General features: G+C 74.4%; 14 protein-coding genes and 2 pseudogenes. 13 read left to right on the forward strand and 3 right to left on the reverse strand.

Annotation, left to right across the window (positions count from 1 at the left end; genetic code table 11):
• The first annotated feature begins 65 nt into the window (after positions 1-65).
• A pseudogene (locus Pflav_RS12365) lies at positions 66-1009 on the forward strand (DUF2332 domain-containing protein).
• 936 nt (positions 1010-1945) lie between these two features.
• Here Pflav_RS12365 and Pflav_RS12375 read toward each other — a convergent pair.
• Both Pflav_RS12375 and Pflav_RS12380 read right to left on the reverse strand, forming a co-directional pair.
• Positions 1946-2701, reverse strand: coding sequence for an SDR family oxidoreductase (locus Pflav_RS12375; RefSeq protein ID WP_173036298.1), 756 nt, complete (start codon positions 2699-2701; stop codon positions 1946-1948).
• A gap of 56 nt (positions 2702-2757) precedes the next feature.
• A complete protein-coding gene (locus tag Pflav_RS12380) occupies positions 2758-3735 on the reverse strand; it encodes a sigma-70 family RNA polymerase sigma factor (RefSeq protein WP_173036299.1) in 978 nt (325 codons plus the stop codon).
• Between the two features lie 108 nt (positions 3736-3843).
• Between Pflav_RS12380 and Pflav_RS45315 the strand changes: the two genes are divergently transcribed.
• The 10 genes and pseudogenes from Pflav_RS45315 to Pflav_RS45325 form a co-directional block, all read left to right on the forward strand.
• Positions 3844-5349 carry an AAA family ATPase gene (locus tag Pflav_RS45315; RefSeq protein ID WP_232071300.1) on the forward strand — a complete coding sequence of 502 codons (1506 nt, stop codon included), beginning with the start codon at positions 3844-3846 and terminating at the stop codon, positions 5347-5349.
• On the forward strand, positions 5330-6553 hold the full coding sequence (locus tag Pflav_RS45320; RefSeq protein ID WP_232071302.1) for a helix-turn-helix transcriptional regulator: 1224 nt from the start codon (positions 5330-5332) through the stop codon (positions 6551-6553). Before Pflav_RS45315 ends, Pflav_RS45320 begins: the two co-directional genes overlap by 20 nt.
• Before the next feature lie 51 nt (positions 6554-6604).
• Positions 6605-6844 (forward strand): hypothetical protein, encoded by a 240-nt coding sequence (locus Pflav_RS12390; protein ID WP_173036300.1) that lies wholly within the window; start codon positions 6605-6607, stop codon positions 6842-6844.
• Positions 6841-7377, forward strand: coding sequence for a DUF3558 domain-containing protein (locus Pflav_RS12395; protein ID WP_173036301.1), 537 nt, complete (start codon positions 6841-6843; stop codon positions 7375-7377). Before Pflav_RS12390 ends, Pflav_RS12395 begins: the two co-directional genes overlap by 4 nt.
• Positions 7378-7380: 3 nt before the next feature.
• Positions 7381-8937 (forward strand): hypothetical protein, encoded by a 1557-nt coding sequence (locus Pflav_RS12400; RefSeq protein WP_173036302.1) that lies wholly within the window; start codon positions 7381-7383, stop codon positions 8935-8937.
• Positions 8928-10454: a glycosyltransferase family 39 protein gene (locus Pflav_RS12405; RefSeq protein ID WP_173036303.1), complete on the forward strand. Its 1527-nt coding sequence runs from the start codon at positions 8928-8930 to the stop codon at positions 10452-10454. The genes Pflav_RS12400 and Pflav_RS12405 overlap by 10 nt, the downstream gene beginning before the upstream one ends.
• Before the next feature lie 77 nt (positions 10455-10531).
• Positions 10532-11077, forward strand: coding sequence for a SigE family RNA polymerase sigma factor (locus tag Pflav_RS12410; RefSeq protein ID WP_173036304.1), 546 nt, complete (start codon positions 10532-10534; stop codon positions 11075-11077).
• Positions 11074-12291 (forward strand): sialidase family protein, encoded by a 1218-nt coding sequence (locus Pflav_RS12415; protein WP_173036305.1) that lies wholly within the window; start codon positions 11074-11076, stop codon positions 12289-12291. The genes Pflav_RS12410 and Pflav_RS12415 overlap by 4 nt, the downstream gene beginning before the upstream one ends.
• 230 nt (positions 12292-12521) lie before the next feature.
• The gene (locus tag Pflav_RS12420) at positions 12522-12905 is read left to right on the forward strand and encodes a hypothetical protein (RefSeq protein ID WP_232071304.1); all 384 of its coding nucleotides are present in this window, start codon (positions 12522-12524) and stop codon (positions 12903-12905) included.
• A gap of 325 nt (positions 12906-13230) precedes the next feature.
• Positions 13231-13344 (forward strand): annotated as a pseudogene (locus Pflav_RS45325) (peptidoglycan-binding domain-containing protein); the annotation flags it as partial.
• Here Pflav_RS45325 and Pflav_RS45330 read toward each other — a convergent pair.
• On the reverse strand, positions 13305-13577 hold the full coding sequence (locus Pflav_RS45330; protein ID WP_232072825.1) for a hypothetical protein: 273 nt from the start codon (positions 13575-13577) through the stop codon (positions 13305-13307). The pseudogene Pflav_RS45325 and the gene Pflav_RS45330 overlap by 40 nt on opposite strands.
• A gap of 368 nt (positions 13578-13945) precedes the next feature.
• Here Pflav_RS45330 and Pflav_RS12430 point away from each other — a divergent pair, with 368 nt between their 5' ends.
• Both Pflav_RS12430 and Pflav_RS12435 read left to right on the forward strand, forming a co-directional pair.
• On the forward strand, positions 13946-14611 hold the full coding sequence (locus Pflav_RS12430) for an ABC transporter ATP-binding protein (protein ID WP_173036307.1): 666 nt from the start codon (positions 13946-13948) through the stop codon (positions 14609-14611).
• A complete protein-coding gene (locus tag Pflav_RS12435; RefSeq protein WP_232072663.1) occupies positions 14608-15792 on the forward strand; it encodes an ABC transporter permease in 1185 nt (394 codons plus the stop codon). Before Pflav_RS12430 ends, Pflav_RS12435 begins: the two co-directional genes overlap by 4 nt.
• Positions 15793-15948 lie beyond the last annotated feature (156 nt).

Below are 15948 nucleotides of genomic sequence, written 5' to 3' on the forward strand. Positions count from 1 at the left end.
GCCGATGACCGTCCGGAGGCAACACCCTCCGCCACGGAGATCGCCGCCGCGGGCATCATGGACGGGTGACGATGGCGGATACGTATGTCGAGTTCGGGGTCCGGGAGGCGCGCGGGGTGTCGGCCGCGTACGAGCGGCTGGCGCTGGCGGTCGCGCGGGACGAAAAGATTCTCGGGCTGGTGGCGACGCTGCCCGAGGGTAAGCGGCAGCCCAACCTGCTCTTCGGCGTCGTGCGGCTGCTGGGCGGGCCGGTCGAGGACCCGGATGCCTTCCTCGCGTACGTGCGGGCGAACTGGCCGGCGATCGCGGCCGAGACGAGCGTCCGCATCACGCAGACGAACGAGGCCGGCCGCTGCGCGCTGCTCATGCCGGTGCTGGCCGCGCTCCCCCAGCCGCTCGCTTTGCTGGAGGTGGGCGCCTCGGCGGGGCTGTGCCTCTACCCCGACCGGTATGGCTACCGCTACGGCGACCGGGTGGTCCGGCACGGTGAGCCGCTGTTGGAGTGCTCGGTGCAGGGGCTGGAAGTGCCGCCGAACGTACCAGAGATCGCCTGGCGTGCCGGTCTGGACGTGAACCCGCTCGACGTGGCCTCCCCGCGGACGTCGCGTGGCTTGATGCTTTGATCTGGCCGGAGCACGCGCACCGGCGGGCCCGGCTGCGGGCCGCGGCGGCCGTGGCCGCGGCGGACCCGCCGTTGCTCGTCCGGGGTGACGCGGTGGACGACCTGCCGGCGCTGGCCGCGCGGGCGCCGGCCGGGGCGACGCTGGTGGTGTTCCACAGTTCCGTGCTGTACCACCTGCCTGCGGCGCGGCGAGCGGAGTTCGTGGAGCTTGTGCGCGGCCTGCCCGGCCACTGGGTGTCGATCGAGTCGCCGGACGTCGTGCCGCACGCCGGCCTGCCGGAGCCGCCCGACCCGGCGCACCACAACGTGCTCGCGCTGGACGGGGTGCCGCTCGCCTGGACGCGGGGGCACGGTCAGGCGATGACCTGGTTCGGCCCGAAGCTCTAGGGAGCTTTGGGAGTTGGGGTGGCCTTGGCGTCATGTCGCAGACAAAAATCCAAAACCAAAAGGATTGAGCTACCGCGACGTCCGCGGTGGTCCGGACCGTCGCTCCCGCGGCCTCACCCTCCGCGGTTGGCCAAGCTCACCCCCGGTCGCGCGGTCAGCCGACCGCGACCCTCGCCGCCGGTCCGCGTCCGCGTCACCCGCGCGGTTCCCGGGGTGTCGTGCCCGAAGGGCTGTCGAGCTGGGCGCGTCGATGCGCCCGGCATGATCCCAAGTCCGAAGCCAAGGTCGTGGTTGCGGGTGTGTTGCTGGGCGCGGCCACGCGCCCAGCTCGACAGGTCGCGGAAACAGGAACCCCGGGGGTTGGGGCTTGGACCGCGGACCTGACAGCGGAGGTCGGGGATCTCGGCGAGCGCCAGCGAGCCGCCGACCTGCGCGGTGCCCGCGGGAGCATACGGTCTATGACTGACGCGGACCGGGGAAAACAGGCTGTTTCAAGAAATCGAACGCTACCCCGACCCGGATGGCCCGTACCTGCACGACGACGAGCAGGTACGGGACTGGCTGCACACCTTCCGGCACAAGGCCGATCAGTCGCGGACGTAGTAGTGGCCGTTGGTGTCGTCGTAGCGGCCGCCGGTGCGGCAGCAGCGGCGGAAACCGGCGCCCGGAGCCGCACGGACAAGGGTCCTTGCCACCGAGCTTCTCGACAAGCTCCTTGCCTTCGCCGACCACCCGGTGGCCGCGCTTGACCTGCGTCTCGCTAGAGGGAACCCCCTACGGCGCTTGCTGGTCGGCTCAAAAGGACGCCTCGGCGTCGTGGTCGCGGTACATGACGGCCTCCCTCGTTGGGCTTCTCGCTCGCGGCGAAGGATAGGGACCTGGGGCCGGGCGCCGCGACCGATATCGGGTTCGTCCGGGCACGCGGCGGGGTGGGCCTCAGTCGATCCTGGCGCCGGCGCTGAAGTTGAGGGCCGCGCCGGTGATCGTGCGGGCCCGGTCCGAGGCGGCGAACGCGGCCACCTCGCCGACATCCGCCAGTGTGGCCGTGCGCCCGGTGAGCGTCTGGCCGTTCAGCCATTCGGTGATCGCGTCCCGGCCGTCGTACCCGGCCGGGATTGTCTCCGGCAGGCCGCCGGTGCAGAGCGTGACCGCGCGGATCCCCTTCGGGCCGAGCTCCGCGGCGAGCTGGCGGCGCAGCGACTCGACCGCGTCGAAGGTCACACCCATCCCGCCGACGCTGAACCGCCGCGACACCGTCCAGTCGAACATGCCGCCGAGGAAGATGATCACACCCGAGCCCTGCGGCGCCATGTGGCGGGCGGCGGCGCGCGAGGTGAGGTACTTCGACCGCAGCGACACCTGGATCGGCCGCAGGTAGTCCTCGACGTTCATGTCGACCATGGGGATGCCCTGGAGGTCCTGGTCGCTGATGACGTTGACGGAGATGTCCAGGCGGCCGGAGGCCTCGGCGACCGCGTGCGCGTGCGCGTCGACCGCCGCCTCGTCCAATGCGTCGACCACCGCCACGTGCGCGCGGCCGGACGGGAGGCCGGCCGCGACCTTCTCCAGCGAAGCGGCGGTACGCCCGGCCAGGTGCACGACCGCGCCCTCCCGGACGAACGCGCTGGCGATCGCGCCGCCCGCGTGCCCGCCGCCACCGTAGATCACTGCCACTTTGTCCTGCAGAAGCACTGTGCTCTCCTCCGAGTCGCCCGAACCTTCCAGCGGTACAACCCGGGGAGGTGGGGTCAACTCATCGTCCTCGGCACCCCGAATTCCCCGAGGTCGTCGACGAGGAACGCGGTGATCGCCGTGATCCGCCCGTCGCGGAGGGTGAGCAGGTCGACGCCCTCCCCCACGTACAGGCCGCGGGACTCGTCCCACCGGTAGCCGGCGACCGTCAGCTGCCCGTTCGCCCAGGTGGGAACCATCCGCCAGCGGTACGTGATCGGGCCGGCCAGCAGCGCCGCGCGCACCGCCGCCGGACCCTCGTACCACTCCGGCGTCGGCGGCATCTCCAGCCGCACGTCCTCGGCGAGCATCGCGACGAGCGCGTCCACGTCGGCGGCCTCCCACGCGGCGGCGTACCGCTCGACGACCGCCCGGACCTCGGGGCCGAGGTCGGCTAGCTCTCGCTGCTGCGACCGGGCCGGCGTACGCGCCTCGACCACCGCGCGGGCCCGCTGCAGCGCGCTGTTGACCGCTGGCACGCTCGTCTCCAGCAGCTCGGCGACCTCGCGGGCCGGAAACTCCAGTACCTCGCGGAGCAGCAGCACGGCCCGCTGCAAGGGTGAGAGCCGCTGGAGCGCGGCCACGAACGCGAGCTCCACCCGCTCCCGCGCGACGACCCGCGCCTCCGGGCCGAGCGCGTCGAGCCCGAGCCGCGCGTCCGGGTACGGCTCCAGCCACTCGACCTCGGCCCCGGGCAGCGCGTCCGGCGACAGGTCGGTGGGCAGCTCCCGGCGCCGCCGCGTCTCCAGAGAGGTCAGGCAGCGGTTGGTGGCGATCCGGTAGAGCCAGGGCCGCACCGGCTGGCGCCCGTCGAACCGCCCGATCGCCTTCCACGCCCGCAGCAGCGACTCCTGTACCGCGTCGTCCGCGTCGTGCACCGAGCCGAGCATCCGGTAGCAGTGCTGGTGCAGCTCCCGCCGGTGCGGCTCGACCAGGCGCTCGAACGCCCGCTCGTCCCCGCCGCGCGCCGCCTCCAGCAACTCCGCCGTCTCCATCACACACCCATTCCTACGCCACCGCCCGCCCCGGCCGGCCGGGTGGTCGGCCGGGGCGGTCCGAGAGCATGATCCACACACTGGTGTCCGGTACCTACGATCTTCCTTGTGGACGGCTCGTTGGTTGGCCGCGACGCCGTGTACGAGCGGGCGTGGCAGGCACTCGGCGCACACCACCCGGTACTCCTCGAAGGGCCTGCGGGCATCGGCAAGACGGCGGTGTGGCGGGCCCTCGTCGCGGCCGCTGAGCGCGCCGGCTGGCAGGTGCTCACCTGCGCGCCGACCGAGGCGGAGGCGGCGCTGCCGTTCGCCGCGCTGGCCGACCTGCTGCGGCCGCTCGCCGACCGGGTGCCCGACCTCCCCGCGCCGCAGCGGGTCGCCGCCGAGGCGGTACTGCTGACCGCCGACACCGCCGAGGACGTCGCCGACGAGCGGGCCGTGGGCGCCGCCACCCACACCCTCCTGGCGGCGGCCGGCCCGCGGGTCCTCGTCGCGGTGGACGACGCGCCGTGGCTGGACCCGTCGAGCGAGCGGGCGCTCCGGTACGCGCTGCGCCGCCTCGGTGACCGGGTCGCCGTGCTGGCCGCGTGCCGTACCGAAGGCACTCCCCTCGGGCTGGACGAGACGCGGCTCACCCGGATCCCGCTCACCCCGCTCGGCGTCGGGGCCCTGTACCACGTCGTCCGGGCCCGGCTCGGCGTCTCGCTCAGCCGCCCGATCGGGGCCCGCATCGCGCGCGAGTCCGGTGGCAACCCGCTGCTCGCCATCGAGCTGTCCCGGGCGGTCTCCCGGCTCCCCCGCCCACCGCTGCCGGGTGAGGAGCTGCCGGTCGGCTCGTCGCTGCGCCAGCTGCTGCGGGACGCGCTGGCCGCGCTGCCGGAGGTGAGCCGGGACGCGGTGCGCCGGGCCGCGCTGCTCACCGTGCCCACGCTCGCCGACCTGGCCGCGGCCGGCGTGGCGGCGGACGCGTTCGACGCGGCGGAGGAGGCCGGGCTGCTCGCCGTCACGGTGTCCACTGTGGAGTTTGCGCACCCGATGTACGCGGCCGCGGTCGTCGCCGGCATCCCGCCGGGGGTACGCCGCCGGCTGCACCGCGCGCTCGCCGACGCGGTGGCCGACCCGGACGAGCGGGCCCGGCAGCTGGCCCGCTGCACCGACGAGCCCGACGCGGCCGTGGCCGCCGAGCTGGCTGCCGCCGCGGACCGGCAGCGGGCCCGGGGCGCGCCCGCGGTCGCCGTCGACCTGTACGAGCGGGCCGCCGCCCTCACTCCCGCCGAGGCGGGGACCGACCGGGGCGCCGGCGACTGGCCGCGGTGCGCTGCCGGCTGGACAGTGGCGACTACGCCGCCGCGGGCGCGGCGGCCGACGCGGTGGCCACCGACCACAGTGGAGAGTCGCGGGCCGAGGCGCTGCTGCTGCGCGCGATGGTGGCGTGGTGCGCCGACGACCTCCCGGGGCCGTGGCGGCCGGCGAGCGCGGGCTGGCGGCGGCACCCGCCGATACGCCGCTGGCCGGCCGGGTCCACGCCCACCTGGCGCTCTTCTACGACGCGCCCGAGCCGGCCCGGCGGCACGCGGAGGCCGCGATCGCTCTGATGTCCGCTGTGGACGGTGACCGCGCGCTGCTGGCGGGCGCGCTGTTCCAGCTCTTCTTCCAGGAGGTACGCGCCGGGCTGCCGGCCCGCACCGAGCTGCTCGACCGGGGGCTGGAGCTGGAGGGCGGCCGGCCGTCGTGGCTGGCCGGCACGGTACCGGCGATCTGGTGGAAGGCGATCGACGAGCACGACCGGGCCCGGGAGCGGCTGGACACGCTGCTTCGCCATGCGGTCGCGGCCGGGGACGAGCCGTGGCAGCACGAGCTGCTCACCCACCTCGGCGAGGCGGAGCTGGTGGCCGGGCGGTGGGACGCGGCCGCCCGGCACATCGCCGCCGCCCGCGAGCTGGGCGAGCAGCTCGGCACCGGGATGGTCGGCGAGACCTGGCTGGGCGGGACGCTCGACGCGTACCGGGGGCGGCTGGCCGCAGCCCGCCAGGTGGCCGAGGACGGGCTGCGCCGCGCCGACGAGCTGGGCGACCCCTGGTCCCGCCGCATCCACCTCCAGCTCGCCGGCTTCGTCGCGCTCTCGGCGGGGCAGGCGGGCGAGGCGGTGGCCGCGTACCGGGAGCTTGTCGCCACCATCGGCGACGCCGGCATCGCCGAGCCGCTCGGGCAGCGGTTCGAGCCGGACTGGATCGAGGCGTGTGTGGGCGCTGGCGACCTGGACGCCGCCACGGACGGCCTGGCCCGGCTGGCCGAGCGGCACGCCCGCCAGCCGCGCCCGTGGACCGCGCTCGGCCTGGCCCGCAGCCGCGTGCTGCTGGCCGGCGCCACAGGTGCCGACCCGTCCGCCGAGCTGGCCGAGCTGGCCGCCGCCCGCGTGGCGGTGCCGGCCGGCGCGGTACCCCTGGATCGGGCCCGCTGCCTGCTGGTGGCCGGCATGGCGCACCGCCGCGCGCGGCGCAAGCGGGAGGCCCGGACGGCGCTGGAGGCCGCCGCGGCCGAGTTCGCGGCGATCGGCGCCGGGGCGTTCGAAGCCCGGGCCCGCGCGGAGCTGGCGCGGATCGGCGGGCGGACGGCCGCGCCGACCGAGCTGACCCCGACGGAGGAACGGGTGGCACGGCTGGCCGCCCAGGGGCGCACGAACCGGGCCATCGCGGACGCGCTCTTCATCAGCCCGAAGACGGTGGAGGCGAACCTCGCCCGGGTGTACCGCAAGCTCGGCATCGCCACCCGAGCCGAGCTCGGCGCCGAGCTGGGGCGGGAGGCCGCCCGCCATTAGGTAGGGAACTCCCTGATTCCTCGGCGCCCGCGCGCACCTACCGTCCGTGATGTGACCGATCGACTGTTCGCCCTGGAGCGGTACGACGTGCCGGGCAGCGAGCCGCGATCGCTGCCGGCGCTCGCCGGCGCCCGCCTGGTCGCGGCCGTGCACCTCCCCGCCGACCAGGTCGTGCTCGCCCTGGTGGAGGGCGAGGACGAGCAGTCGGTCGTGGACGCGGCCACCGCCGCCGGCTGGCGGGTGGACCGGCTCCACGCCGCCACCTGGATCTTCGAGAGAGGGAACCGATGAGACGAGGCTCTGCCGTCCTCGCCGCGCTGCTGCTGGTGGGGGCCATCACCGCGTGCGAGAGCGCCGAGGAGGCCCCGGCCGCACCGCAGCCGCCGGCCGCGGAGGCGCAGACCGAGGCACCGGCCGAGGAGACCGAGGCGGCCGAGGCCCCGCCCGCCGCCTCCACTGTGGACCCGTGTTCGCTGGTGACGAAGGCGGAGGCCGAGAAGTTGGCCGGCCTGAAGATGCAGGACGCCCGGGAGTCGCCCGAGTCGTGCGCGTACACCACTCCGCCGGAAGGCACCACCGGGCAGGTGGAGGTCTATGTCGGAGACGGCGCGAAGAAGCAGTACGACATCGAGCTCCAGCTCGACCACAACTACAAGGCCATCTCCGGCGCGGGCGACGAGGCGTACTCCTACCAGGACGGTCTGAGCGTCTTCGTCAACAAGGGCGGCGTGTGGACGTCGGTGCACCTGGTACGGATCGACGACCCGGCAAAGTACCGCCCGGCCCTCGAAGACCTGGCCCGCACGATGAGCACGCGGTACTGAGCGATGGCGCGGCGCTGGCTGGCTGCGTCTCTCGCCGTCGTGATGCTCGCCGGCTGTGGCATCGGCGACGCGAAGGGCGGCGGTGACGGCGACTCCGGGTACCGGGTCGGCGGGCACGAGCTGACCGAGGGCGAGTTCCGATACGGCCTCGCCCCGCAGCGGCACAAGGACGTCACGCTCCAGCCGGACGTAGTGCTCGTCGAGGGCGGCGCCGAGGCGGTCCGCTCGGTGACCGCCGACGGTCTCACGTGGACGATCGACGCCAACGCCAAGGGCGCGGCGGACCTGGTGCCGGGCAAGGTGATGTTCGCGACCGCGCGGGGCGTGGGGCGGGTCGTGGACGCCCAGCGCTCCGGCGACACGGTGGCGGTGACGATCGCGCCGGTCGAGTTCACCGAGGTGGTACGGGACGGCACGTTCGCCAGCGACGGCGCGGTGCCGCTGGACAACATCCTGTCGTACAGCTCCGAGGGCGCACTGTGGACGGACCCGCAGGCGGCCACGGAAGCCGGTGCGGCCGAGCCGTCTCCGGCCGGGCGCTCACTGCCGGTGGGCCGCGCCCTCCGCCGTGCCCCGGCCGACCGGGAGCGGGTGGAGATGCCCCGCCCGGTCGCCGGCGCGCCGAAGACCACGAAGACCAACGGCTTCGAGGTGACGCCGACGTGCTGCGCCAACGGCGTGGGCGCGGACCTGCGGTACGACGACAACGAGATCCGTATCCAGGCCAGCGTCAAGCTCATCATGAAGAGCCCGTCGGCCCGCTTCCACCTCGCGGTCTCCGGCGGCAAGATCACGATCGCCGAGCTACAGGTCTACGGCGGCGGCGGCATCAAGATCGACGTAAGCGCGGCCAGCGCGATCGGCCACCTGCGGCAGCTCGACCGCACGTTCACCATCCCGATCGACTTCAGCGTGCCGGTCGGGCTGATCCTGGGCATCCCGTTCACGCTCAGCGCCAACCAGGAAGTGCTGGTCAAGACCGCGTTCAGCGCGAAGGACGGCAATGTCCGGGCGTCCGGCGAGTACGCCATCGGGGGCACGCTCGGCTTCGGGTACCGGGACGGCAACTGGGGCGTGCACAAGGTCGACGGGCCGCACATCAAGAGCAGCCTGCTCGAGTCGGTACGCGGCGTGTCGGTCGGCGCCAACGGCATCGTCCTCGACTTCAAGACCAACTTCCGGCTGGGTATCGGGGCGCTCGGCTTCAGCGCCGGCCTCAACTTCGGCCTCGTGGTCTCCACCGGCGTGGCGCGCGGGTCGGCGCTGTCCCAGTTCTTCCCGCTCGTACCGGGTGAACGGAGCCTCGACTGCAAGGGCGCCTCGCTGACCGTCGACACCACGTACAACGTCGGCTACTCGATCCCCGCGATCGTGCAGAAGGTGGTGAACTTCTTCCTGCGGGTCTTCAACGCGAAGCCGATCGCCCGTTCCGGGGAATCCCCGACCCGCCGGCCCGCAAGAACATCTTCAGCCGGGCGCAGTACGAGCCGAAGGGCTGCCAGGCCTGATCCCACTGCGCCAGCCTGGTACATGTGTATGCCCGGCCATGGGTGCGCCTAGCGCTCCTACCCCTCCTCGCCGGCGCGCTGGCCCGGGTCTGGCAGTGGGCTCACGACCGGCCGCTGTGGCTCGACGAGCAGATGATCGCGATCAACGTGCGCGACGGCGGCGGGTTCCGCGGGCTCGCCGGCCCGTTGCTGCACCACCAGAGCGCGCCGCTGGGCTGGCTCTGGGCCGAACGCGGCTTCCTGCTCGCGTTCGGCAGCGGTGAGCGGGCGCTGCGCCTCCTGCCGCTGCTGTTCAGCCTGGCCACGCTGGTGGTCGTGGGGCTGGTGGTACGGAGGTGGTTCGGGCCGTTCGGCGCGGTGACCGCCGCCCTGCTGTTCGGCCTCGCGCCGTCCCTGATCCGGTACGCGGCCGAGGTCAAGCAGTACTCCGCCGACGCCTTCTGCGCCCTCACCCTGCTCGCCCTCGCCGCCCTGGCCGCCGAGCGCCCCCGCTGGACGAACCTCTGGTGGCTGGCGGCCGCCGCCGCGTCGTGGCTGAGCATGGACGCCATCCTCGTCACGCCCGGCCTGGCCGTGGTGCTGGTGGGCACGGCGTGGCGGCGGCACGGGTGGCGGGCCGCACCGCGCACGTTGTACCTCGCCCCGGTCTGGCTCCTCGCCGCCGGCACGCACTACCTCGTCGCGCTCCGGTACACGACCGGCGAGCCCCACCTGCGCCCCTGGTGGCAGGCGCGCGGCGGCTTCCCCGACGGCAGCCTCTGGGCCTGGCTCGCCGGGCGGCCGGCCGGGCTCGCCGGCGACCCGCTGCACCTGCCGGAAGGGCCGGTGACGGTCGGGTTCTGGCTGCTGGTGGCGGCCGGGCTGGCCGTCCTCCTGGTCCGGCGGACCGCGCTCGGCCTGCTGCTCGCCGCGCCGCTGGCCACCGCCGTCGTGCTCGGCGCGGCGCACGCCGTCCCGCTGGCCGGCCGGCTGGCGATCTGGCTGCTCCCGTCGCTCTTCCTGCCGATCGCCGCCGTGGTCGAGGCGGTCGCGGCGGTCGCCCCGCGCGCCCGGATCCCGGCCACCGCCGGGCTCACCGTGATCGCGGTCGGCGCCGGCTTCGCGCTTGTCCCACAGATGGTGTACGCGGTACGGCCGCCCCGCTTGGTCGACGGTGTGGACGACCGGGCCGCGATGGCGTGGCTGGCCGCCGAACGCCGCCCCGGTGACCTTGTGCTGGTATCCGTGTCGTCCATCCCGGCCGTCCGGTGGTACGCGAGCATGGGCGAACTCCGGCCCGGCCGCTTCGTCCGCCCGGTCCCGCCCGGTCCCGAGTGCTCGCCGGACGCGCTGCTGACGGCCCTCGCCGGGCAGCACCGGGTGCTCGCGTACGCCGGTACCCCCACCAACCCGGCCACCCCGGAGGTGATGGAGGCCCGGCTGGCCGAGCAGGGCCGGATCGTCGAACGCCGCGCCTTCCACGCCGGCGTCGGCTGGCTCGTCGAACTCCACCCGGCCTCGGCGCCGGCCGCCACGCTCCCCCACCTGACGACAAGCTGCCTGCAACTGTCCGCCTTCGGCCGGCGGTAGCGTGCCGCGGGACTTTGTCGAGAATCCATGCAACCCATCCGGTACGCCGTGCGCACCTACCCGGTGAAGGGAGCGGGATGCGAAGCGACGAGGATCAGGATCGGCGCCAGTTCAGCGAGTACTTCGCTGCCCGGCAAGACGTCGTGCGCCGCACGGCGTACCTCATGTGCGGGGACTGGCACTGGGCCGACGATCTGACCCAGTCCGCGTTCATCCGGCTGGCCGCCGGGTGGCACCGGATCCGCGACCCGCAGGCGGTGGACGCGTTCGTGCGGACCTGCCTGGTCCGGGCGTACCTGTCGGAGACCCGCCGCATGTGGCGCCGCCGTGAGCGGCCGGTGGCCGAGCCGCCCGACGTGGCCGGCGCCGACGACGACGCCGAGGCCGCGACCCGCCGGGTGGTCTTCGCCCGGGCGCTGCGCCAGGTGCCGCCGCGGCAGCGGGTGACCCTGGTCTGCCGCTTCTACCAGGGCATGGACGTGGCCGAGACGGCCGCCGTGCTGGGCTGCTCGGAGGGCACGGTCAAGAGCCAGACCGCGCGTGGCCTCGCCACCCTGCGCGAGATCCTCGGCGACGCGGTCACCGTCGCCGCGCCGGCCTGGGCGACGGAGGGAAGCGCATGACCGACGTGGAGGAGTTGTTCCGGGAGGCGGTCGCTGAGCCGCCGCCGAGCCGGCTGGTCGCCGGTGAGATCTACGCGGCCGGGCGACGGCGCCACCGCCGGCGTACCGTCTCCGCCGCCACCGCCGCGGTCGTGGCCGGCCTGCTGATGGTCGGCGGCGGGCTGCTGCTGCCGGGCGGGTCGAGCCAGGGTCTGCCACCGGCCGACGAGCCGGCGACCGCGACCCCCTCCGAGGACCCGATCCAGTGGGCGGAGGCCTTCGACGCCGCGCACCTCTACCTGGCGCGGATGGCCTGCCCGGATCGGAAGTGCCCGAAGACCGTGTTCCAGGTGCGCGGCTCCGACGACGGCGGGCGCACGTGGACCGACCGGGGCGAGCCCATCGACGTCTACGAGCTGTCCGTGGCGGCGGCGGAGACGTTGCTGGCCAGCGTGAATACCGGTAGCGGTGGCACCCGGCTACTCACCGCCAGCACGGACGGCGGCCGCACCTGGCGCCGGCTGCACGAGGCGCTGACGGTCGACGCGGTACCCAGCGGGAGCGTGCCGGTCTGCTGGGCGCGTTCCGGCGAGCCGTGCACACTGTGGTCGGTCGACCCGGTCGCGGGCCGGATGGCCCCGCTGCGCGACCAGCCGGCGCTGGTCCCCACCCACGACGAGCTGCTGCCGGTGCGGTGGAGCGGGCGGATCTGGGTCCGTGGCAGCGATCCCGTAACCGGTCGGCCGGCCGTCGCGGCAAGTGCGGATGCCGGGCGCACGTGGTCGGTACACGTCTTCGCCGACGCGCCGCCCTGCCCTTCCGAGGGTTGCCTTCCTATCTACTTCGCGCTCGGCAGCCAGACGGCGTACGTGGTCACGGTCGGCGCCTCGGCACGAGCGGTCTACAGGTACACATCGGACGGTCGCTGGGAGCGGGTGTCCGGCGCGGAGCGTGTGCCCGCCGACCGCCTCGGCGCGGGCGGGCCCTCGTTCGTCGCGGCGGACGGCACGCACGTGCTCTGCGAAACCGTGACCCAACCGAGCGGCCTGGACGGCGACCGCTTCTGGGCCGCTCGCGACGGCACGTACAAGCCGGTCGAGCTGCGCGGCCTGCCGGCCACCGTCTACCCGATAAAGCGCACCCAGGACGGCTGGTTGTACACGCACAGCTACACCGACCAACGGCTCTACGGCTCCACAGACGGCTGGACCTGGTCCGCCATCGCCGCCGGCTAGCCCTCCAACGAATTCCACAAAGGAGAGACGACGATGACGCGTGCCCGCGGAACGGGTGCGGCCCTCGCGCTGGTCCTCGCCCTCACCGCCTGTGATAGCGCGGCCGGGACGCCCGAGGTGGCGACCGCGGGCGGAGGGTCAGCATCGGTCGCACCGGCCGGCGACGTGGTGGCCGCCTACGTGGAGAATCAGCGCCAGCTCGCCAAGTGCCTGCGGGAGCGGGTTTCGAGGTGCCCGACCCGGACCCGAGCGGCCGCCTCGACCTGGGTCCGGCGATGGGCGGCCGCCAGAAGACCGACCCGAAGGTGCTGGCCGCGTGGAAGGCGTGCGAGGAGTTCAACGTGCCGATGCCGGCCGAGCTCCAGGACCGCCCGGAGCCGTTGACGCCGGAGCAGCTGGCCAACCGGCGCGAGTACGCGAAGTGCATGCGGGCCAACGGGATGCCGAGCTGGCCCGACCCCCACCCCGACGGATCGTGGCCGGAGGACATGCTGTCCGGCGAGCTGACCCCGCAGGAGCAGGCCGCCAACCTGGCCGCGCTACAGATCTGCGAGCCGGTGCTGGACGGCCGGCCGCCGACCACCGCCAACCCGAACGAGGTTCCCAAGGGATGACCGCCCGGGGATCGCGCTGGGCGCCGGCGCGCTGCTGCTGCTCGCCGTGGCCGGGGCCGCCACGCTCGGCCTCGGCGGGCGCGCGGCCACGGATCCGGCTCCAGAGCGCAGCGGGCCCGCGGCCACCGGGGTGGTCACCCGGCAGACGCTGGTACGGTCCGTGACGCTCGCCGGCGAACTCGGGTACGGTCCGACCGTCCCGCTCGCCTCGACCGCACCCGGCACGGTGACGTGGCTGCCCGAGGTGGGTGCCACGGTCCGGCGCGGCGAGGCGGTGCTGCGGGCCGACGAGCTGCCGGTTGTGCTGCTGTACGGCTTCCTGCCCATGTACCGCCCGCTCGCCGACGGTGTGAAGGGCTCGGACGTGCGGCAGTTCGAGCGCAACCTCGCCGCGCTCGGCTACGAGGGGTTCACTGTGGACGACGACTTCTCGGCGGCGACGGCCACGGCGGTGAAGCGGTGGCAGAAGGACTTGGCGCTGCCGGAGACCGGCGCCGTCGAGCGGGAGCGGGTGGCGTACGCGCCGGGCGCGATCCGGGTCGCCGAGCACCTTGTCCGCCCGGGAGCGGCGGCCGCGGCGGAGGTGCTCTCCTTCACCGGTACGACGCGGGTGGCCACCGTCTCCGCCGGCCCCGGTGAGGCGGCCTGGGCCGCGCGCGGGGTGGCGGTCACGGTGTCGCTGCCGACGGGTGGCTCGGTCGCGGGTGCGGTGTCGTCGGTGGGCCCGGTGACCGCCGCCGCGGCCGGCTCCGGCGACAGCGCGGCCGCCGTGGAGGTGACCGTCGCGATCGCCGACCAGAAGGCACTCGGCGCGCTGTCCGGCGCCCCGGTCGACGTGCGGTACGTGGCCGAGCGCGCCGAGGACGTGCTGACCGTGCCGGTGGACGCGCTGCTGGCACTCGCCGAGGGTGGGTACGGCGTGGAGGTGTCCGGCGACGCCGGTACCCGTGTCGTGGCGGTGAAGGTGGGGCTCTTCGCGGACGGGCGGGTCGAGGTGACCGGCGACGGCCTGGCGGAGGGCGTGCGCGTGGGGTACCGGAGTGAGCCTCGTCGTCGAGCTGACCGGCGTCTCCCGCGCGTACCCCGGCGGCGTCACCGCCCTGCGCGACGTCGACCTGTCCATCCACCATGGAGAGCTGGCGGCGGTGGTCGGCCCGTCCGGCTCGGGCAAGTCGACGCTGCTGCACCTGGTCGGCACGCTGGACCGCCCGTCCGCCGGCACGGTACGGGTCGACGGCCACGACGTCTCCGCCCTCTCCGACCGCTCGCTTTCCGCGCTGCGCGCACAGCGGATCGGCTTCGTCTTCCAGCAGTTCCACCTCGCGGCCGGCGTACCCGTGCTGGACAACGTCGCCGACGGCCTGCTCTACGCCGGCGTACCCCTGCGGCAGCGGCGCCGGCGCGCAACGGACGCCCTCGCCCGCGTGGGGCTGGCCCACCGCCTCGGCCACCGCCCGCACCAGCTCTCCGGCGGCGAACGGCAACGGGCCGCGATCGCCCGCGCGGTGGTGGGCGAGCCCGCGCTGCTGCTGGCCGACGAGCCGACCGGCAACCTCGACTCCGCCTCGGGTACGGCGGTGCTGGAGCTGCTCCGCGGCCTGCACGCCGGCGGCACCACGGTCCTGGTCATCACCCACGACCGGGAGATCGCCGCCGCCCTGCCCCGGCAGATCGTGCTGCACGACGGCCGGGTGATCTCCGCGTGACCGCGCTTCCTCGCCTGGGTCCGGCGGACGTGATCCGGCTCGGCTCGGCCGGGCTGCGCGCACGGCCGCTACGGGTATTCCTCTCGGCGCTCGGCGTGGCGATCGGCATCGCCGCGATGCTCGCGGTCGTCGGCATCTCCACGTCCAGCCGCGCCGAGCTCGACCGCACCCTCGACCGCCTCGGCACCAACCTGCTCACCGTCACGCCCGGCGAGACCCGCGGCGGGCAGCCGGCTACCTTGCCGGTCGAATCGGTAGCGATGGTCGGCCGGATCGGCCCGGTCGAGTCGGTCAGCGCTACCGGCGCGGTAGCGAAGGCGGTGTACCGCAACGACCACGTCCCCAGTGGACAGACCGGCAGCATCGCCGTCCTCGCGGCCGGGCCGGACCTGCTCGCCACCGTCCGCGCCACGACCCGGCACGGCACCTGGCTGACCTCGGCGACGGCGGCGTACCCCACGGTCGTCCTGGGTGCGACCGCCGCCCGCCGCCTCGACGTGCCCGGCGTGGGTACGCGGGTGTGGCTGGGCGGCGAGTGGTTCGCGGTGGTGGGCATCCTCGCGCCGGTGCCGCTCGCGCCGGAGCTGGACAGCGCCGCGCTCGTGGGGTGGGAGTCCGCGCGCCGGTACCTGGCCTTCGACGGGCACCCCACCCGCCTGTACGTCCGCACGACTCCCACCCAGGTCACCGCGGTACAGGCAGTGCTCGGCCGCACCGCCAACCCCGAGTCGCCCGACGAGGTCGCCGTCTCCCGCCCGTCCGACGCGCTCGCCGCCCGCCAGGCCACCGACCGCGCGCTGAACGGCCTGCTGCTCGGCTTGGGCGCGGTGGCCCTTGTCGTCGGCGGCATCGGCATCGCCAACACGATGGTCATCTCGGTGCTCGAACGCCGCGCCGAGGTCGGCCTCCGCCGCGCGCTGGGCGCCACCCGCCGCCAGATCCGCACCCAGTTCCTGGCCGAGTCGCTGCTGCTGTCCGCCCTAGGCTGGGCCGGCGGTGTGCTGCTGGGCGTCGCCGCGACCGCCGTCTACGCCCACACCCAGCACTGGCCCGTCGTGGTGCCGGCGTGGGCCACCGCCGGCAGCCTGGCCGCGACGCTGGTCATCGGCGCGGTAGCGGGGCTGCTGCCGGCGATCCGCGCCAGCCGCCTCTCCCCCACCGAGGCCCTCGCCACCCCCTGATCACGCTCGAGCACGTCATTCTCGACCGCGACTCCGTCGAGGTCCCCGATATCGTCGCAATAAACGAATAGCCAACTGTTGCCAGTCAATGCGGGCAGGTCCCAAGCCGCCGGGTCGTCTATCCTGCCCGAATAAACCATCGTCTACCCGGAGCTG

It is taken from the genome of Phytohabitans flavus (assembly GCF_011764545.1).
In the GTDB taxonomy this organism is placed as follows: Bacteria; Actinomycetota; Actinomycetes; order Mycobacteriales; family Micromonosporaceae; genus Phytohabitans; species Phytohabitans flavus.